Here is a 20,667-nt window from a genome sequence, read left to right as displayed (position 1 = left end):
GACGACCGTGATAACGAAAATAAACCTTGATGACTTTAGACTTTTTAATATTTGAAGTTCTCAAAATATCACATAAGTTCACCAATTTGGAAAAACGAGTAAAAGAATGATGAATTGTAGTAATCGATTATTGTAAAATAGATATGGACATGAATACTCCTTTATGATTGGTTTGGATGCCTTAATTATATTGATATGAGTAAGCTCATGTCTATTTTTATACAATAAAACCCCGGCATGCCGGGGTTATTTAGTTATATTTATTTTTCACTTTTAAAGCGGCTAATTATAAAACCAAATACTAAACCAAACAAAGCTGGTATTACCCAACCTAGACTCAATTTTGACAATGGCAAATATTGATTCCAAGCTAAAATTTGTTGAATAAATCCACTTTGCATTGTTTTAGGCAAGGCAGCAATTCCGGCAAAAAGCGCAGGTATCAGAGTGAACAAAACTGTGATGCCGAATAACCACTTTGATTCACCAATGATTGGATTCAAAACTGAAATTATGATCAAAACGATAGCCAATGGATATAAGAACATTAACACCGGTGTCGAATAATTGATCAACTTCGTTAGACCAATATTAGCAACTAAAAATGACAAACCAATTGCCAAGGCTAAAACAGCCTGATAATTGAATTTAGGAAACATTTCTGTAGCTGTTTCACCAAAAGCCGAAGTTAAACCAATAGAAGTTTTTAAACAGGCAATGATAGCAATCAGAGCTAATAACAAACTACCAAAAGAACCAAAATAATAATTGAATACTTGAGCCAAAGTCACTCCACCATTAGCTGCCAAAGGAAATTTATTGACACTCATCGTCCCTATCAAAGCCAAGAAAGCATAGATGATTCCCATTAAAATCACACTGATCAAACCGGATTTGATCGTATCTTTAGCAATTTGTTGGGGATGTTTTACTCCTAATGACTTGATCGTGTCGATTACCACTACGCCAAATGCCAATGAGGCTAAGGCATCCATCGTATTGTAACCTTCAGTAAAACCACTCAAGATGGCATGATCAACGTATTGACCTTGAGGAGCCACATTTAAACTCCCCATTGGTTTGATGAAAGCTGTCACTACTAAAATTCCTAACAAAATCAAGAAAATTGGCGTCAACCACTTACCAACATACGTCATCAACTTACTAGGTTTTCTCGCTAACCAAAAAGTTAAGCCGAAAAATAAAGCTGAAAAAATCAGCAGAACGAAACTTTGATGGTTTTTACTGATGAATGGTGCCAAACCCAACTGAAAAGAAATTGTTGCCAAACGTGGAATCGCAAACAATGGTCCCATCGTCAAATACAACAAAATCGTAAAAATATAGGCAAAAGGTCGATTAACTTTTTCTGCTAAGTCAAAGACACTGTTGCTACCAGTCATTCCCATACTGGCAACTCCTAGAAGTGGCAATCCCACTCCCGTTATCAACAATCCGATAATAGCGCCAAAGACATTACTACCAGCTTGTTGTCCTAAAAATACGGGGAAAATTAAATTTCCAGCTCCAAAAAACAATCCAAATAACATTAAGCCGATAAAAAATAAATTTCTCCAAGTTAACTTTTCATTCATATAAACTACTCTCTCATTTTAAAAATACATTTACTAATAATAAACGAATAAGACCCTTAGGACAACAACTAATGCAACAAAAAAACGTCCCCCTAAGAGAACGTCCAATAAAATCAAATTAAGCTAAATATGTATCTTCAACCCATTCGTTAGTAGCAACACGATAGTATGTGTGACCGTTATATGATTTAGTTTGGTCAGTATACCAAGGTGTGTTGTTTGCTAAAGCACGGTTAGTAATCTTCTTAGCAGAACCATCACTGTTGAAAGCCAACAATGGAACATAATTACCATTAGTGTTATTTACATTAATAGTATTGCTGTTAGTTTGTGAACCACCGTTTGTTTCAGCATTACCGTCGTATTGAGTTAGATTGTAAGCTTGAATCAAATTGTTCAATGATGAAGCATAGTTTGGAGCTGTTGCGTATCTACCTTGTAGCCAAGCAGTAGCATCCTTATATGAACTAGTATTTTCTTTCCAAGTACCACTGTAATAACTTGAATTCCAAGCAACACCGTTACGAAGCTTGTTACCATTGTCAGCAAATGATTCGTAGTAACTTGGGTACTTTCTGAAGTTGGCGTTGATTGTGTACCAACCTTGAGAAGCACTCCATTCTGATGTTGGCATTGTTACATAAGCGCCATTGTAATCACCTTTAATACCAAAAAGGTTGTGGCCTTGTGTAGCTAAAGTTGAAGTACCCCATGCACTTTCAAGAATAGCTTGAGCCAACATAACTGAAGTATAAACCCCATATTGTGAAGCTGCCTTTTGAGCCATTGGCACAGCACTAGCTAAGAAAGCTTGTTGTTGTGCTTGTGTGATTCCTGAAGCGGCTTGAATAATTGCAGTAGTTCTTGAAGCATTTGTTGCGGATTCACTAGCTGCTTGAACAGTTGCAGAGTTAGCAACAGTTGTATCAGCTTTCTTTTCGTCTGATCCGGCAATGATATTAGTTTTATTATCTTCTGATTTGTTATTTACTTGTTCGGTACCTGCTTGTGATGCAGCTTGACTAGCATCCTCAGTTGTTGCAGCTGACACTACAGAAGGTGTAGCGGTTGCAGCTAATGTACCAAGTACTAAAGCACTTGTAAGTAGATTTTTTTTAGACATAGATTGGTTACCCCTTAATAAATAATCTAGTTATAGACTACTATTTAAAAAAAGCACTTTCAATAAAACTCAAGATTTGTAACAAGAATTAAACATTCGAAAATAAATTGTAATTTTTTGTTACTTGACTTTAAGAAATCCTTAAGAATCTAAAGAATTTCTATATCTGATTAAGGAATATCTGATAAATATCACTAAAAATCCCCGAATAATTACAGAAATATTACGAATAATTATTGATAAAATAATCGGTAGTTAGAATTATATTATTTTAAATTTTGAGATAAAAAATCTCCGAATGCTACAGGCTCAGGCTTTATGAAGTACTTTTTTTCGACCTCCTTTATTGTGAATTTTTGTACTACCACTAAAATTTTACAATAAAAAAAACCGCCATTCAGCGATTTCCTATAATTTTGAACTTAACTTAACATCTGGATATTTGTTAGCAAACCAGTTCTCAGCAAATTTATTTTCAAATAAGAACAATGGTTTGTCGTCTAAATCTTTAACAAGCATATTTCTAGTTGAAGACATAGCTGGGTCTAATTGTTCTGGGTCGATCCAACGAGCAATTCTTGAGCCGATTGGTTTCATGACAACGTCACAATTATATTCATTCTTCATTCTAAATTGGAAGACTTCAAATTGTAGTTGACCAACAGCACCCAAGATATAGTCGTTAGTAGTATATTTCTTATACAATTGAACGGCACCTTCTTGGACTAGCTGTTGCATACCTTTATGGAATGACTTTTGTTTCATAACGTTCTTAGCTTGAACTTCCATGAACATTTCTGGCGTAAATTGTGGTAAATCTTCGAATTGAACTGATTTCTTACCGGTATAAATAGTATCGCCAATTTGGAAATTACCCGTATCATAAAGTCCCACGATATCGCCAGCAACCGCAGTCTTAACCGTTTCTCTTTGGTCAGACATAAATTCCGTCGCATTGTTCAAACGCATAACTTTGCCAGTTCTTTGTAGTTTAACATCCATTCCTCTGACAAACTCACCTGAACAAATTCTGACAAAGGCGATTCTATCACGGTGATTAGGATTCATATTAGCTTGAATCTTGAAGACAAAGCCAGAGAATTCTGGGTCATCGGGTTTAACTACCTCATCACTATCTTGTTGCTTGTGTTCAGCAGGAGCTGGAGCCAAATCTAAGAAAGTATTCAAGAATGTTTCAACACCAAAGTTTGTCAAAGCAGAACCAAAGAAGACTGGAGTTTGGTTACCAGCTTGGATCTTTTCAAGGTCGAATTCATTACCGGCCTCTTTGATTAAGTCAACTTCACCTTGAGCTTGTTCGTAAACGCCCTCTTCTTCGATTGGATTGTGTTCGACTAGTTGTCCTTCATCATTCATTGGCAAGAAACGGTCATCGCCATCTTTTCGATAAAGTTCCAAACGATTGTTACGAATATCGATCAAACCTTTTAGTTCCTTACCCATACCGATTGGCCAGTTCATTGCACAACCTTCGATATTTAGTAATTCTTCAAGTTCAGCAATCAAATCTAGTGGATCACGACCATCACGGTCCAACTTGTTCATGAAAGTGAAGATTGGAATGCCACGTTTTTTAACAACTTTAAATAACTTCTTAGTTTGAGGTTCAATACCTTTAGCGGAGTCGATAACCATGACGGCAGCATCAACAGCCATCAAAGTACGGTAAGTATCTTCAGAGAAATCCTCGTGTCCTGGGGTATCCAAGATGTTGATATCCTTGTCATGATAGTGGAATTGCATAACCGAACTAGTAACGGAGATTCCACGTTTCTTTTCAATCTCCATCCAGTCACTGGTAGCAAATTGTCCAGACTTTTTAGCTTTAACTGTACCGGCAGAACGAATAACCCCACCAAAGTACAACATTTGTTCAGTAATAGTAGTTTTACCGGCATCCGGGTGAGAGATGATAGCAAAAGTTCTACGTTTATTTACTTCTTGGTCTAATTGTTTTTGATCCATTTTTTAAGCGCGTAAAAACAAAATTCTACGCATTTCCTTCCTATATATAAAATTCAAAATTGGATAAATCAGTAATTTATTTACAACATAATTTTCCTCGAAAAAAAAGAAATACACTAGTATTTCTCTTTATACATATTAGTAGTTACATTCTTTAGTTTACCATCAGGAACCGTTACGATAACATTTTCAATTCGTGAACCATTCAATTCACCAGATGTAATTGTTACACCATCATCCAAGGTATAGGACTTGGGATGTTTGGCATCAGGAATCTCACCGATTTGCATGATCAAATATCCAGCAATCGTATCGACATCGTCGACTTGAATTTCTTCTTCAAAGAGTTCATCAAAGTCTTCCACGGTCATCAAGCCGACAACAGAAAACTTATTTGCACCTAATCTTTGGAAATTCTTAGTTACCGGATCGTACTCATCGTCGATTTCTCCAACAATTTCTTCCAAAATATCTTCAATAGTTGCAAGACCAACGATACCACCATATTCATCAACAACCATTGAAATTTGCGTTTGCGTGCTACGCATCTTCAACAACAATGTATCAATATTGGTAGCTTCAGGAACAAACAATGGCTCTGTCATGATCGATTTCAAATTGATTTTTTCAAAACCGACTTCACGAGACTTCTTCAATAAGTCTTTGATATGGATAATTCCAATGATATTATCCTTATCTCCACCGTAAACTGGGATTCGAGAATACGGTTGATTCAAAATAGCATCGATATTTTCACTGACCGGATCATTGATATCAATCATAAAAGTATCTGTTCTTGGAACCATAATTTCTCGTGCTGTCTTATCTCCAAAACGAATAATTCCTTGTAACATCTGATATTCATCAGAATTAATCGTTCCACTATTACGAGACTTTCTCAAGGTCGCAATCATTTCATTTCTGGTAATCGGTTCATCCGCCTGGTCAAAATCAATCGGTGTGATCTTGATCAACAGATTAATCGTTGCTTCCAACAACCAGACAAAAGGCTTCAAAATCAAGCCGAAAAAGCTGATCATTGGCTGGGTGAAACTAGCTACTTGGTAAGGTCGTTGTAGCGCTATACGTTTAGGATACAATTCTCCTAAAACTAACGTAATAAAGGACAAAATTATCGTTATAACGATAACAGAAATTTCCTTACTACCAGGAAATTCTCCAATCAAAACTTCCATCCTAGCGCTCAAGGTCGTTGCCGCACTAGCTGATGATAAGAACCCAGCTAAAGTGATTGCCACTTGAATCGTCGACAAAAATTTATTTGGTTCATTGATCATATGTAAAATTTTCTTGGCCTTTTTACTGCCATCTTTTACTTTTCCTTCAACGGACGTTTTATTCACGGATACAATCGCCATCTCGCCTGCTGCAAAAAAAGCATTTAATAACGTCAAAACTATTATTAAAATCAGCTGCCCAGAAAGCGACGCTCCAGAAGAGTCACCACTCATTTAACTCGCACTCTCTTTCATATGTAAACTTAAATATAAACAAAACAATTATAACAGGTGTTATTGTATTCAACAATAAGCCTTTTTAATGATAAAATAGGTCTATCAGTATATAGGGAGTTTTCTAAAATGTCTAATAAAAAAATTGCGGTAATCTATTTATTCTTCTTTATAATCCCTTACATTCTTTGTCTGTCGATTATTGGCGTTTCTTATAACTCATTAGTTTTACACGCTTTAACTTGGAGAATCATTGTCGGTGGAATCGTTGGTGCTTTCGGTATGTTTGCGGTCAAAGTTATTGCCCAACGTCCCGTTTTGATTATGTATCGAAGTTCAACACGTAAAGTTTTAAAAGAATTGCTTTTCTTCTTCATTTTGGAAAGAAGTAAACTAGTTATCGGTGCCAATTTAGCCGTCGACTTTTGCTTATCAGTTCTCAGTATCTATTTGGTAGCGACATTTTTACCACTAACTTTGATTCTTGGTCGAACACTTGGCTGGTTAGTCTTAATCCTAGTCGTATCACTTACTTTGGCATCTTATCTTGAATTTGAATCACTTTCAATTTACTCAGAGAAAAAGAAATAATTCTTGACTTATTGTTTTTTTAATTGTAAATTTGAACCATCTTAATTGCAGGAGGAATTAGACATGTTGAATTTTAATCAAAAACAAGTTGAATCATGTTGTTGTGTAGTAATGAACGAACATTACTATACTTTTTCAGCATGTCTAATACCACTCAATTGATAATCAAGTAGTGCAAACTAAAACTATCAAGCGAAGTTGACATTAGTCGGCTTCGCTTTTTTTGTTTTTCTACTTAGGAAGGAGTTACTTGTGGAACCTATCAAAATTGGAATTCTTAATTTAATGCAAAATAAACTCGATACGATGCGTAATTTTCAAATAGTGCTTGGCGATGAAGTAGAAATTAAATTTTATTATTCAGCTACTCGTTATGTTGACCGTCAACTCGATTCAAGCATCACTGACAATATGGAACCATTGAATTTGGATGAGATCAAAGACCTAGACGGCTTTATCATTACCGGCAGTCCAGTTGAAAAGTTAGATTTTCCTCAAGTTTCGTACTTTGATGAAATCAACGATTTAATCGACCTACTCGATCAATTAAATATTCCTCAACTTTATGTCTGTTGGGGCGCCATGGCCGCCTTGAATAGACTATATGATATCGACAAAAAAATCTTACCGCATAAAACTTTCGGAGTTTTCCAAAATCAAATTTTAACTGATACCCCACTGCTCAACAATATCGGCGATAATTTTCCAGCACCGCATGCTCGCAATGCCGAAATGGATCATCAACAATTAATGGAGAATCCCGATTTAGTAATCGACGCTGTCAGCGAAAATGGCTTGTTGACTTTGGTTGAATCAATTAAAAAACATCAAACATTTATTTTTTCACATTTGGAATACCAAAAAGATGGACTAGATGATGAATTAAAACGTGAACAAGGCAGTCCTAAGATCAAGCATCCCATGCCTGCTACAGGTTATTATTCACCACTAGACCAAAAACCAGTATTTTCTTGGAAACAGACTCAACAAAATTTTTACAACAATTGGTTACAAACAGTTGCGGAACATAAATTAACTACTTGCTAAGGAGAGAATCATTATGACAAAAATTGCACAAAATATTACTGAACTTATTGGAAACACACCTATCGTAAAGCTCAACAAAGTCGTACCAGAAGACGCCGCTGACGTTTACGTAAAATTGGAATTCTTCAATCCTGGTAGCTCAATCAAGGATCGAATCGCTTTATCAATGATCGAAGCTGCTGAAAAAGCTGGTAAGATCAAGCCCGGCGACACTCTAGTTGAACCTACTTCTGGTAACACTGGTATTGGTCTTTCATTAGTTGCTGCTGCTAAAGGTTATCACTTGATCATCACTATGCCAGAAACTATGAGTATCGAACGTCGTAAATTGATGCAAGGCTATGGTACAGAATTGATCTTGACACCTGGTTCAAAAGGTATGGGTGGTGCTATCAAGAAAGCTACTGACTTAGCCAACGAGAATGGTTACTTCATGCCAATGCAATTCCAAAACCCAGCTAACCCTGCTATTCACGAAGCTACTACTGGAAAAGAAATCGTTGAAGCTTTTGGTGACACTCCAGTTGATGGTTTCGTTGCCGGTGTCGGTACTGGTGGTACTCTCTCAGGCGTTAGTCACGCTTTAACTAAGGCATACCCTGATGTGAAAGTTTACGCTCTAGAAGCCGCTGAATCTCCTCTACTAAAAGAAGGAAAAACTGGTGCTCACAAAATTCAAGGTATCAGTGCTGGATTCATCCCTGACACTTTGGATAAAAACTCATATTCAGATATCGTTGAAGTAACTAGTGATCAAGCTATCAAGATGGCTCAAAAAGTTAGTCACAAAGAAGGATTCCTACCAGGTATCTCCGCTGGTGCTAACATCTTTGGTGCCATCGAGATTGCTAAAAAGCTTGGCAAAGGAAAAACAGTCGTAACAGTTGCTCCAGATAATGGTGAAAGATATCTTTCAACTGATTTATTTAACTTTTAAAAGTCATAATCTTTTTAACAAGCTTTATTTTATGCGAGAATAGTAAATGATGATTTTCTATATATAGGGGGATTTTTTAAAATGAAAAAGCGCATTGCTTTAATATTAACTACACTTGTCGCCTTGATCTTGGTTTTGACAGGTTGCTCAAGTAACAAGAATGCTAGTGATACTAAAACTAAAGGTACACTAACAATTGGTTTGGAAGGAACTTATGCTCCTTATTCATACCGTGAAGATGGTAAGCTTAAAGGATTTGAAGTTGATTATGGTAAAGCCGTTGCCAAGAAGCTTGGTCTAAAAGCTAAGTTTGTTCCAACAAAATGGGATTCATTGATTGCCGGTTTGAATTCTAATACTTTCGATGTTGTTATCAATAACGTGGCTGAAAATGCTTCACGTAAGAAACAATATCTCTTCTCAACACCTTATGTTTACTCAAGATCCGTTGTTATTACTAAAGATGGTACAGGTATCAATTCCGTTGACGATATCAAGGGTCAAAAGATTGCTGCCGGTACTGGTACAGATAACTACAATGATGCTAAGAAATTCGGTGCCGATGTAGTTCCTTCAAGTGATTTCCAAACTTCAATGTCAATGATCGACCAAGGACGTGTCAAGGGTGCCTTTAATTCTAAAGAAGCCTTCTTAACATGGAAGAAAGATCACAAGAACACTGACCTTAAGTACATCACCGTTCCAGAAAGCAAACTTAAATCTTCAAAAATTGCTCCAATCTTCAACAAGAAGTCAACTAAGTTAAGTAAAGATGTAACTAAAGCTACTAAAGAACTTCAAAAAGATGGAACTTTGAAGAAACTTTCTATTAAGTACTTCGGTGAAGATATCACTAAAAAATAATCATTAAACCCAGGAGGATTTTTATTTCATGTGGCACATTATCATTACGTCATTGCCGGAAATGATTACTGCGATGTTGCAGTACACCATTCCCCTAGCTCTAGTTTCGTTTTTCTTCGGATTGATCTTAGCCGTTTTAACAGCTTTGATTAAATTCATTCAACCTAGTGAAAACAAGTTGATCAAATATCCTTGGCTAGTTCTAAGAGCCATCGCTAACTTCTACGTTTGGGTCTTTCGTTCAACCCCATTGCTAGTTCAATTGTTCATTATTTTCTTCGGTCTACCTAGTGCCGGAATTCAATTATCACCCTTCATTGCGGCGGTAATTGGTTTCTCAATGAACACTGGTGCTTATGCTTCAGAAACAATTCGTTCAGCCTTGTTATCAGTTCCTCAAGATCAATGGGACGCTGCCTTTACACTGAACTTCACAACTAAGCAAACCTTGATGAAAATCGTTTTGCCTCAAGCTGTCAGAATTGCTTTACCACCACTTTCTAACTCATTCATTAGTTTGGTAAAGGATACGTCTTTGGCTAGTTCAATCACGATCTTGGAAATGTTCCAAGTCAGTCAACAAATCACTGCCAAAAACTATCAACCACTACTAATGTACACGTTAGCCGCTGCCCTTTACGCTGTGATCTGTACGTTGCTTACTTTCTTGCAACACTATCTAGAACGCAGAACTTCAAAATATGTTAAAGGGAGTGAAGCTTAATGATCTCTGTTAAAAATATTGTTAAAAAATATGATGGCAAAGAAGTTTTAAAAGACTTGAGTGTCGATTTTCCATCCGGTAAAACTACAGTTATTTTAGGACCTTCTGGTTCAGGTAAATCAACTTTGCTTCGTTCACTTGATTTACTCGTTCGTCCAGAAAGTGGAATCCTAGATTTTGGTGATATCAAATTAGACTATTCCCAACCTGTTTCTAAGAAACTCAGTTTTGATATTCGTAAAAAAACTAGCATGGTTTTCCAAAACTGGAATCTCTTCCCTAATTTAACCGTGTTGCAAAATATTACTACCGCACCAATCACTGTTCTAAAAAGACCTAAGCAAGAAACTGAAGAAAAAGCTCGTAAATTGCTAGAACAAGTTGGCTTAGGAGAATACGCTGATCGTTTCCCTAGTCAATTGTCTGGTGGTCAACAACAACGTATCTCTATCTGTCGTGCTTTAGCAATGAATCCAGAATACGTCTTGTTGGATGAACCAACGAGTGCTTTGGATCCAGAGCTAGAAACACAAGTTCTTTTGATTCTAGAAGAACTCAGTAAAATGGGACAATCGATGATTATCGTGACCCACAATATGGAATTTGCTCGTTCAGTTGCGGACAAGATTGTCTTCGTTGAAGATGGCGATATCCTCTTCGATGACACTCCTGATAAGTTCTTCAATCATCCCACAACTAGAATTAAAGACTTCCTATCCGGTATTACCTTTAATGACGAAAAGACCACAAAATAAAACCTCAAAAAAATCCGTATCAACTATTTTTAGTTGGTACGGATTTTTTAATTGCCTATAAAAAAAGACTACCATTACGGCAGCCTAATCAGGATATAGCAATCCTAATGGTGTGACAGTTCCTTATATCTTTGCATCCAAAGATCAACATAAGCTTGTGAAAATGGTCCCTTGCCTTTATCGATCCAATCAATTAAAACGTCGACATTATAATGTAAAATCGTATCTATTTCTGGTGGATAATTCCACATCTTACTGTGTGCGGCATATTCATCCACATCGAGTAATCTTTTCTCCCCATCTGGGAAAACTTTAACATCTAAATCGTAATCAATATATTTGATGGCCTCTTTGTCTAAAGCAAAAGGTGTCGCTAGATTGCAGTAATAAGATACTCCACTCTCTCTTATCATAGTAATGATATTGAACCAATACTTCTTATGAAAATAGACCAGTGCGGGCTCTCTAGTTACCCAACGACGTCCATCTGCTTCTGTGACAAGAGTATTCTCATTACAACCAATAATTTCGTTTTCACTTGTCTTTAGCACCATTGTTTCACGCCAAGTACGATGTAAATGACCATCATGCTTATAACTCTGGATTGCTACGTAATCCCCTTCTCTAGGAATCTGCATAACTTACCAGCTTTCTCAAATCTAATTCTTATCCAAAAAAATTATAACAGAGCTGTGAAACGATTGAAAGATATCGTTATTAAATATAGTTTATTCTTAAGTTTGATTAGGGTTAAGATGCCGTCGTCCGTTCGGCACTGGAAAACGCTGGAGAATGTGCCCACAACTTGGAGCCTTTGCTAAAACCAAAATCGGGCAAAGTCTTCAAGATTGGGCTTTTTGTAAGCAATAAATTGCTAACAAAAATTTCACGGCTGAGCATTTTCCAGTACCTCTCTCCCGACTAAATAGTGGTTTCTATCTTTATATATATAACTTCAGAAAATTAATAGAAGATATTATTAAAATTGCAGTATATTGCTGTGGTTTTAGTAGTATCTTCTTTTTTTATGAATTGATACAAAGAAACTGAGCTGTTATTAAAAAAGTATGTGTCTGACTCTATTTAAATAGAATTTGGAATCTAGTCGGGAGCAAAAATCCTGTGGCGGCTCAATAGCCAAATTATTCTTAGCAACTTGTTGCTTAGAATAAGACTGAGTTTTGAGCTTTTGCGCACTTGGTTTATGCAAAAGCTCAAAATCACGTCGGCTATGTTCCAGCCAGCCACAGGATTTTTGCGGACGACGGCATATTTAATTAACCCTAGTCATCAGAATCTTCAGACAAAACTTTTTTAATCTCGTCAAAATGAAAGCCTTTGGTCATTAAATACTTGATCAATTTTTCTGGCTTATCATAACGATGCTCAACTTTTTGGACTAATTTACGTAACTTTTCCAATTCATCGTCTTCGTCTGGTTCCAATTCCAAACTCTTAAGCGCTTCTTCGATAATTTCGTTATTATAGCCTTTTTGATAAAGACTTTGTTTAATCTTCGTCAGCATCTGTGAAAATGAGGCCCGCTTTTGTTTACGAGCTTGTTTTTTAGCAAATTCAGTCGCATTCTCGATTAAGGTGTCTTCATCGATTTCAAACAGCTTATCTTGAATTATCGTATCTGGAACACCTTTTTGATGAAGTTTTTGTTCGATAATTTTAGGACCATTAGCAGTTGTTCGTAATTGTGTATTGATAAAACTTTTAGCGTAATTTCCATCATCTAAATAATGCAATTTTTCTAGTCTAGCAATGACATCATCAACGGCATCACGATGATATTCTTTTTTATAGAGGTAATCTTTGATTTCTTTTTCAGTTCGCAATTGGTAGCTCAAATAATTGACCGCATCGCCATAAGCTTTATTGACGTTTTCACGATCTTTGATTTCTTTGATTTGGTCATCAGTTAATTCGACTCCGTTCATCAGACGAAATTCAATCAAAGTCGTCTCTGCTACTGGAAACGCATACTGTCCGTCAAGAAAGACATTGTAGCGTCCTTTTCGTTTTTGTGCTTGAATCTTCGTTACTTTTGCCAATATATTTTTACCTCACCATGTTATACTCATTAGTAGTTTATCTCAAAATCATTCAAAGGAAAAATAATGCATACAAATAATATTACGCAAGAATTAAAAGTCGGCGATAGATTTCCATTAACTATCAAACGTATCGGAATCAATGGTGAAGGGATTGGTTTCTTCAAACACGTTATCGTCTTCGTTCCTAAAGCGGTGCCGGAAGATGTCATCGTCTGTGAAATTACCGATGTTCATGAACGCTTCTTAAATGGTCGTATCCACAAGATCAGACAAGCATCCCGTTTTAGAAATCCCGAAACACCTAAATTGGCTGATGAAGTTGGTGGGTTAGAATTTGCCCACATCAAATACAAGGAACAACTTCACTTCAAAGCTAACATTTTACGTGAATCACTCGACAAGTATAAGCCTTACGCTTATCAAAAATACATGATCAAACCAACTGCGGCCTCAGTCCAACAAGAGAAGTACCGTAACAAAGCGCAATTCCCTATCCAAGAAATCGATGGTGAAATCCGTTGTGGCTTGTACAAAACAGGTACTCAAGAATTAGTTGACCTCAAAGAAATGCCAACTCAAATGGACTTGACGATGTCAGCGATGAGAAAAATTGTTCAAATGGTCAAGGACTTAGAAATTCCTGTTTTCAATCCGGAAACTAAATCTGGTATCTTGAGCATGATTGTTATCCGTGAATCAGTTGAATTTAACCAATTACAAGTTACCTTCATCACTCGTTCACCTAAGTTCATCAAAGAACACCAATTGATTGAACGTATTCAAGAAGAGATTCCTGAAGTTAGTTCAATTTCTCAAAACATCAACAAAGAAGACAAAGCTGGCGTTTGGGGCGATGAAACTAAACTCTTGTGGGGTGACAAATACTTACAAGAAGATATCAACGGTTACCTATTTAACTTCTCACCTAGAGCCTTCTTGCAACTAAACTCACTTCAAACTGACAAACTTTACGATTTAGTCAATGAAGCCCTAGAACCCAACCAACGTGATGTCTTGTTAGATGCGTACTGTGGTGTCGGTACAATCGGTATCACAATGGCTAACAAAGTAAAACACGTCTACGGTATCGAAATCATCCCTGAAGCAATTGAAGATGCCAAAGAAAATGCTAAATTAAATGAAGTCGACAATACTGACTACTACGTTGGTTCAGCCGATGAAATTTATCCAAAGCTCTTAAAAGAAGGCAAGGAAGTTAACGCTATTGTCGTCGATCCACCAAGAACTGGACTTGATAACAAGTTATTAACAACTTTGACACGCAACCCCGTTAACAAATTAGTTTACGTATCATGTAACCCTTCAACTTTGGCAAAAGATCTAGTTCGTTTGTCTGATTCATATCGTGTGGTTTACTTACAACCAGTTGATATGTTCCCACAGACTCCTCATGTTGAAACAGTTGTTAAACTTATTAGAAGATAAAACTAAAAAATACGTTAAGTTGAGTAAAATCTCAATTTAACGTATTTTTTTACCAAACTCTAAACCAATACGAATCCAAAAATACAAATACAATGCAAGATACTACCTACCATACATAAAATATGAAAAATTGCATGCATTCCTTCTTTTCTAGTTCCTAGCCCATAAAATAACAAACCTACTAAGTAGACCAATCCACCACTTAACAAAAGAGCAACACCTGTCGATCCCATAATGTGGAGAAAGCTGCTGGAACGAATAGCCAATACAACTCCCATTACAACATACATAACTGTCGCAATACTCTTAAATCTCTTTATGCTAATAGATAGTAACAAAACACCTACTACAGCTAAAATCCAAATTAGAGAATAAAATATCCATTCAGACTCATCTGCTGTTTTAGCAATTTGTCTCAAAATCAATGGCGTACCAGTCCCAGCAATCAGAATAAATATGGAACTATGATCCAATATTCTAAATCTTTTTTTCCAGTTCACAAAAGTCATTGGAATACCATGATAAGTCGCTGAAACGCCATATAAAAGGATTAACGATATACCGAAAATAACGCCACTAAGTTTTCCCAGATTAGAATACGGAGTTACGAGACTAGTTATCACGGCTCCAATACCAATAAAAATCCCAATGATATGAGAAATAGTATTAAGTCTTTCCTCAGAGTTGGTATATTTCGGCAACCCATATTTGTTTTCTTTTGCTCTGCCAAAATATTTATCAGTATAAATAAATATATACTTATTCAAAAAATCATCCACGAATTTAACCTCCTGTCTTAGTTATAACTGACGATTAATCCTCCTTGTTCAGCATAGTAACTGCACAAACCTCTCGTTGGTAACACAAGAATCTCCGCATTATGCCAAGAATCTAAAATATTTTGCTTCAATGTCTTTACAAATTTAGGATTTTCACAATGGCTGATACATACTTTTCCTCCTGCAAAACCATCGGCTTTCATTGACTGAATCAAAATTTTAATGGCCTTTTTCGAACCTCTAGTCTTGTCTTTAACAACTATTTCACCATTTTCATTTCCATAGCCAATTCCTAAAACGTTAAATGTTTGAGCTAACAGTGCTTTGATTCTACTCAATCTTCCATTCGCTATTAAGTGTTTGAACGATTTCAACATAAACAATATGTGTGTCTCTTCAAGAAATTTTTTGGTTGCAAAAACTACTTCATCAAACGACATACCCCGTTGAATCCAAGTTTCCATCTGTTCCACACAAAGTGCTAATTCAGGACCGGCAGATTTAGAATCAATAATTTCAATCTTTTTATCAGGATTTTCTTCTAGAATCATTTGTTTGGCTACTGATGCGCTATTCAAACTACCTGAAAGGCTGGACGATATCGTGAGTGCAATGATATTGCCAGGTTGTCTAAATTGTTCTAACCAATCTTCAGGTGCTGGACATGAAGTCTTACCAACATCCCCTTCATTGATTAAATTCAATAATTTTTTCTTATTTAATTGTTCATCATCTCGAAAAGACTCTGCTCCTATTTGAATATTAAATGGTACGCTTGAAAATTTTATATCACCTTTTTGATAATCTTTTGAAAATAAGTCACAACTTGAATCAGTTACAATATTCCATTTCATCTTTTATTTCTCCTCATTACTTGAACTAACAAAGTAACTTTAACTTACTCATATTTATGAACTTGCAATATTTTGTTAATGAAATGTTAAATTTAAAAAAATAGACTTAACAACCATTATTGGATTGTTAAGTCTATTTCATTCTTTAACTCAATTTTCAGTATCAAGTACTACGGTAAAAGTAGCTCCTTTGCCAGGTGCACTATCAACAAATATCTTCCCATTTACTAAATCCATGATTCTTTTTACGAGCGCTAATCCTAGGCCGTTTCCCTCAGAAGCATGCGAAGTATCTCCCTGATAAAACTTTTCAAATACTCGTCGGCGAGTAACTTTATCCATTCCATCCCCTGAATTGTAAACACTGATTGACACCTTTCCATCAACTACTTCAGAAGCGACTTTTATTTCTCCACCTTGATTGGTGTATTTAACAGCATTTGACAATAAGTTATTCCAAACTATTTCCATTAAGGAATCGTCATAATCAACTACTACATCTTCAACATCAATATCAAAATCGATATTTTTTGCTTGCCATTTATCCATGAATTCCAATGAACATTTACGCAATTGTTCACTCAATTGATATTTCTTTTTCCCTAAAGGTGACTGCTGATTCTCTAACTTGCTGAGCCTCAAAATATCAGTTACGATTTTATTCAATCTTTCTGTTGCCTTTATTATAGTGTCTATGTAGTTCCCTTTTTCATTCTCGGAATATACATTATCCTTTAAAGCTTTGGTATAACTTCGAATAACTGATAAAGGCGTTTTTATTTCGTGAGATGCATTTGAAATGAAGTCGCTTTTAAGCATTTCGTTGCTATTCAAATCATCCACCATCATATTAAAATCCTTAACTAAAACGTCAATTTCATTTAATTTACTCTTTTTGGGATCGATTGGTATTTGAACACTGAAATCCCCCGCTGCAACTTTTTGAGCCGATCTTGCAATTTCTCGCAGTCTAATCCCGATTACCTGGCGCCAGACTAACCAAATGATTCCCGTCAAAATTAAGCAGACAAAAACCAAATAACTCATCAATCCAATTACCATTAGACCAATGTTATTTTCAAGTGCATCAACAATTACAGCTTGTACAGCAATCAAGATAGCCATAAAACCCATAACACTCAAAATGAGTGGCCATGAAATCATCGGAGCAGTAACACGACTATCCTTAGATCTACCAAATGATATTTTCATACTTCCTAAGTTCATTTGATCACCGCCTTGTATCCAAATCCATGAAATGTAACTATCTTAAAACTATCAGTTTCAGCAAATAATTTTCGTAATTTTGTAATGTAAACATCAACTGTTCTCAAACTATTATCATCCATCATCCCTGTAAATTCCCCCATCAGATCACTTCGGGTAAAAATCTTTTTAGGATGTGACAATAGTTTAAAAAGGACTGTAAATTCTCTTGGCGAGATATCGATTTCCTTGCCATCGTTGTAAATAGCCATTTCATCCATATCTATCGGTTTGACCATATAATCGTCGATACCTTCGTGAAAACCTCTCTGTTTTGAACCAAAGTCATCCAATGCTGTTATGAATAAAATTGGAATTTCACTGTCTTTCTCACGAATATCTTTAACGAAATCAAATCCATTAATTTTGGGCATCATTATATCGGAAATTATCAAAGAATACTTATTAGTATAGAACTTATCAAAAGCTTCCATCGGATCTTGATATCCTTGTACACTATATCCATTACGCAGTAAATACGTACACATAATACGGTTAAATTCCGCATCATCTTCAACAACTAAGATATTTTCCATAAGTACCTCCAAATTCGGTTCTCATTGTATCATATAAGTTTTATAAGCATTTTCAAAAAAATAAAGTACCTTACATTCACTTATAGATAACTAAGAAATGCAAAATACTTTATTTTATAAAGTGGTTTTTCCCATGATCAATTTAACGGGCAAAACATAATTTTTTTCCAACTGACAATCTGGATCATCGATTCGTTTCAACAACAAGTCGATCATCATCGTTACGATATCAGTAATCGGCTGCATGATAGTTGTCAATTCGGGATGGTAGTTTTGAATGAAATTAGTCCCATCATAACCAACTAAACGAATATCGGTTGGAATTTGTAAATTCAGAGCTTGAGCTTGTTGCTTAACTAACAAAGCTGTTAAGTCGTCGGTACAAAAAATACCGTCGATTTTTTTATTGGTCAATAATTCTTTGATTTTGAGACTTTTAATATTTGGCGATGAACTGAATGGCAATTCAATCAAATTGTAGGATAAATCATGTTTTTCTAAGACGTCTTTAAACCCAGTCAAACGGGAATTTGTCGGACTGTTGGGGCGATTAGAACCAGTGATGATTTGTGGATTCTTACTGCCACTGCTGATCAACGATTGAGCTGCTAGTTGTCCACCTTGATAATTATCGGAACTGACAATAGGAACATTGTCTGACAAGTAACGGTCAAAGGAAATAATTGGTAATCCGACTTTTTGGTATTCCTCAATTCCCAAATTGTGCGAACCAGCAATTATTCCGTCAACTCGATTTGCCATCAACATTCGTAAGTAATCTCTTTCCTTTTGAGCGTCGTTTCCAGCGTTACAAAGAATCATCTTAAAACCTTTTTTGAACAGTTGATCTTCGATTTCTTGCACCATCTGTCCAAAGAATGGATTGCTGACACCAGGCAAGATCACACCAATCAATTGAGTTTTCTTACCTTTGAGTGAGCGAGCTAAACTATTGGGTTGATAATTGAGTTCTTGCATCGCTGAGAAAACTTTTGTCTTGGTCTTCTCTGATAAAGAACCATAATTGTTGATTACTCGTGAAACGGTCGTTGCTGATACCCCAGCTAGTTTTGCAATATCATCTAGTGTCGCCATAACTTATCCTCTCAGTAAATCTTCTTTAACCGCTGTTTTGTAACTGGTAAATCAGATTCCACGAAGAACTTCTTTCCTTGTGGGAAAATCCTACCGGTAAAGACTAGTTCACCATTATTGACGTACAATTCAAAAACAGTATTATCCAAATACAAGTCTAATTGTTTGATTCCTTTCGTTACTTTCGCATTTCTCGTTGTGCCAAAGTCAGTTGCAAAAGGAATTCCTGCCTTGGTGCGGTCAACTAATATTTTACCATTAGGAGCATCGATAATTATTTTTATTTCTTCAGCCTCTTCAGTCGTGATTTTAATAGTTCCCTCTAAACCACTAACTGCAGCTGAAATTTTTGTTTGTGCTGAAATTTCTTTTGAGTCGATAGTTGCTTCGACTAATTGATTGTTTTCCACTACTGGTTGTTGATAAAGTTGTCCCCCGATGAGTTTTAGTTCCTTAACTAAACTATAACAATGCGCCCAGCCTTCAACGTCACTTGGATAAGTCGTATCAGGCAATCCAATCCAACTTATCGATAAAACTCGACCGTCTGGAGCATTGAATGCTTGAGTTGCATAAACGTCGAATCCTTCGTCTAAATTCTTAATAGTTGAAGGATTGCTGAATTCAAATTTATCCCAGTCAAAACCTTCTCCGACTACATAGGCATTAGGATAAATATTTTGATGCTTCAAAACATCCTGAGAAATTCCTTGTGGACAAAAGATCAACACTGGTTTGTCATCAATAAAGACTAAATTAGGACACTCAATCATGTAACCCATTTGTTCATCAGTAAATTTCAATTCAGTCTTGTATGACCAAGGTCCTGTGACGTTTGGTGCTTGATAAACTAAGACGTGTCCAGTGTCATCTTTTTTTCTAGCACCAATCAAACAATAATATTGGCCGTCGTGTTCAATAATTTGGGGATCACGGAAATGGTCAGTGAAACCTGATTTAACTTGGTCGATCAATGGTGTCGCAATTTTTTGTAAGTGATTATTTTTGTCCAACCACGCACCATCTTGTTTAGGATGTCTGACCCAGTCTTTGTCTCTGACATTTCCGGTATACATTAGAAATAATTTGTCATCAACGACGATACCTGAACCAGAATATGCACCGTGACTATCTTGAGCATCCCCAGGCAACAGTGCTGGTCCGTGATCTTGCCAATTTACTAAGTCTTTAGAAGTTAAGTGGGTCCAATTTTTCAAACCATGCACTGGTCCGTAAGGAAACGATTGATAAAACAAATGCCACTGGTTATTGAAATAAGAAAAACCATTTGGATCGTTCATCAATCCACTACTAGGTTGAATGTGATAACCCAGACGCCAGTGAGAATTATTGATATTTTGTTTGATATCAGCGATTTGTTCCGCTGGCCAATCCTTATATGGTAAGTATCTTAATTTTGTCGTCCATTTTGTAATCATTGTTCTAACTCGACTTTCCTTGATTAGTTATCATTGTAACCGCTTTTACTACAAATTGTCAATCGTTTAACATTTATAACAATTGTTATTCTAAA

At 36.0% G+C, this 20,667-nt stretch carries 19 protein-coding genes; 7 read left to right on the top strand and 12 right to left on the bottom strand.

All coding sequences use genetic code 11. The annotated features are described in order from the left end of the window. Positions 1-260: 260 nt before the first annotated feature. The 4 genes from brnQ to LF20184_RS03340 form a co-directional block, all read right to left on the bottom strand. Complete coding sequence (brnQ, locus tag LF20184_RS03355) at positions 261-1,595, bottom strand: branched-chain amino acid transport system II carrier protein (RefSeq protein WP_010020657.1); 1,335 nt, start codon at positions 1,593-1,595, stop codon at positions 261-263. A gap of 118 nt (positions 1,596-1,713) precedes the next feature. Continuing rightward, a complete protein-coding gene (locus LF20184_RS13085; protein WP_010020658.1) occupies positions 1,714-2,718 on the bottom strand; it encodes a glycoside hydrolase family 73 protein in 1,005 nt (334 codons plus the stop codon). Positions 2,719-3,126: 408 nt separating this feature from the next. Then, positions 3,127-4,704: a peptide chain release factor 3 gene (locus tag LF20184_RS03345; protein WP_010020659.1), complete on the bottom strand. Its 1,578-nt coding sequence runs from the start codon at positions 4,702-4,704 to the stop codon at positions 3,127-3,129. A gap of 116 nt (positions 4,705-4,820) precedes the next feature. Continuing rightward, positions 4,821-6,176 carry a hemolysin family protein gene (locus LF20184_RS03340; RefSeq protein WP_010020663.1) on the bottom strand — a complete coding sequence of 452 codons (1,356 nt, stop codon included), beginning with the start codon at positions 6,174-6,176 and terminating at the stop codon, positions 4,821-4,823. A gap of 129 nt (positions 6,177-6,305) precedes the next feature. Here LF20184_RS03340 and LF20184_RS03335 point away from each other — a divergent pair, with 129 nt between their 5' ends. From LF20184_RS03335 to LF20184_RS03310, 6 genes are all read left to right on the top strand, one after another. After that, on the top strand, positions 6,306-6,767 hold the full coding sequence (locus tag LF20184_RS03335) for a hypothetical protein (protein WP_010020664.1): 462 nt from the start codon (positions 6,306-6,308) through the stop codon (positions 6,765-6,767). Between the two features lie 252 nt (positions 6,768-7,019). Further along, complete coding sequence (locus LF20184_RS03330; RefSeq protein ID WP_010020665.1) at positions 7,020-7,814, top strand: homoserine O-acetyltransferase/O-succinyltransferase family protein; 795 nt, start codon at positions 7,020-7,022, stop codon at positions 7,812-7,814. A gap of 13 nt (positions 7,815-7,827) precedes the next feature. Further along, the gene (gene cysK / locus LF20184_RS03325; protein WP_010020666.1) at positions 7,828-8,751 is read left to right on the top strand and encodes a cysteine synthase A; all 924 of its coding nucleotides are present in this window, start codon (positions 7,828-7,830) and stop codon (positions 8,749-8,751) included. Positions 8,752-8,832: 81 nt separating this feature from the next. Continuing rightward, entirely contained in the window at positions 8,833-9,615 is a 783-nt protein-coding gene (locus LF20184_RS03320; RefSeq protein ID WP_010020667.1) for a transporter substrate-binding domain-containing protein, read from the top strand. 28 nt (positions 9,616-9,643) lie between these two features. After that, complete coding sequence (locus LF20184_RS03315; protein WP_010020668.1) at positions 9,644-10,339, top strand: amino acid ABC transporter permease; 696 nt, start codon at positions 9,644-9,646, stop codon at positions 10,337-10,339. After that, positions 10,339-11,094, top strand: coding sequence for an amino acid ABC transporter ATP-binding protein (locus LF20184_RS03310; RefSeq protein WP_010020669.1), 756 nt, complete (start codon positions 10,339-10,341; stop codon positions 11,092-11,094). Before LF20184_RS03315 ends, LF20184_RS03310 begins: the two co-directional genes overlap by 1 nt. A gap of 104 nt (positions 11,095-11,198) precedes the next feature. Here the strand turns inward: LF20184_RS03310 and ntdP are convergent, their stop codons facing one another. Next, complete coding sequence (gene ntdP, locus LF20184_RS03305) at positions 11,199-11,732, bottom strand: nucleoside tri-diphosphate phosphatase (protein WP_010020670.1); 534 nt, start codon at positions 11,730-11,732, stop codon at positions 11,199-11,201. 645 nt (positions 11,733-12,377) lie between these two features. Further along, positions 12,378-13,154: a recombination regulator RecX gene (gene recX, locus LF20184_RS03300; protein WP_010020674.1), complete on the bottom strand. Its 777-nt coding sequence runs from the start codon at positions 13,152-13,154 to the stop codon at positions 12,378-12,380. Positions 13,155-13,220: 66 nt separating this feature from the next. Here recX and rlmD point away from each other — a divergent pair, with 66 nt between their 5' ends. Beyond that, positions 13,221-14,603: a 23S rRNA (uracil(1939)-C(5))-methyltransferase RlmD gene (gene rlmD, locus LF20184_RS03295; protein WP_010020675.1), complete on the top strand. Its 1,383-nt coding sequence runs from the start codon at positions 13,221-13,223 to the stop codon at positions 14,601-14,603. Between the two features lie 59 nt (positions 14,604-14,662). Here the strand turns inward: rlmD and trhA are convergent, their stop codons facing one another. From trhA to LF20184_RS03265, 6 genes are all read right to left on the bottom strand, one after another. Further along, the gene (gene trhA / locus LF20184_RS03290; protein ID WP_010020676.1) at positions 14,663-15,382 is read right to left on the bottom strand and encodes a PAQR family membrane homeostasis protein TrhA; all 720 of its coding nucleotides are present in this window, start codon (positions 15,380-15,382) and stop codon (positions 14,663-14,665) included. A 17-nt stretch (positions 15,383-15,399) separates the two neighbouring features. Next, positions 15,400-16,236, bottom strand: a complete 837-nt coding sequence (locus tag LF20184_RS03285) for a DegV family protein (protein WP_010020677.1) — start codon at positions 16,234-16,236, stop codon at positions 15,400-15,402. A 150-nt stretch (positions 16,237-16,386) separates the two neighbouring features. Then, positions 16,387-17,463: a sensor histidine kinase gene (locus tag LF20184_RS03280; RefSeq protein WP_010020678.1), complete on the bottom strand. Its 1,077-nt coding sequence runs from the start codon at positions 17,461-17,463 to the stop codon at positions 16,387-16,389. Beyond that, the gene (locus tag LF20184_RS03275; RefSeq protein ID WP_010020679.1) at positions 17,460-18,038 is read right to left on the bottom strand and encodes a response regulator transcription factor; all 579 of its coding nucleotides are present in this window, start codon (positions 18,036-18,038) and stop codon (positions 17,460-17,462) included. Before LF20184_RS03275 ends, LF20184_RS03280 begins: the two co-directional genes overlap by 4 nt. A gap of 114 nt (positions 18,039-18,152) precedes the next feature. Beyond that, positions 18,153-19,133 (bottom strand): LacI family DNA-binding transcriptional regulator, encoded by a 981-nt coding sequence (locus tag LF20184_RS03270; RefSeq protein ID WP_010020681.1) that lies wholly within the window; start codon positions 19,131-19,133, stop codon positions 18,153-18,155. A gap of 11 nt (positions 19,134-19,144) precedes the next feature. Further along, positions 19,145-20,572: a sucrose-6-phosphate hydrolase gene (locus tag LF20184_RS03265; protein ID WP_010020683.1), complete on the bottom strand. Its 1,428-nt coding sequence runs from the start codon at positions 20,570-20,572 to the stop codon at positions 19,145-19,147. Positions 20,573-20,667: the final 95 nt, after the last annotated feature.

Source organism: Companilactobacillus farciminis KCTC 3681 = DSM 20184 (assembly GCF_002706745.1).
In the GTDB taxonomy this organism is placed as follows: domain Bacteria; phylum Bacillota; class Bacilli; order Lactobacillales; family Lactobacillaceae; genus Companilactobacillus; species Companilactobacillus farciminis.
This window is presented reverse-complemented; position numbering and strand designations above follow the sequence as displayed.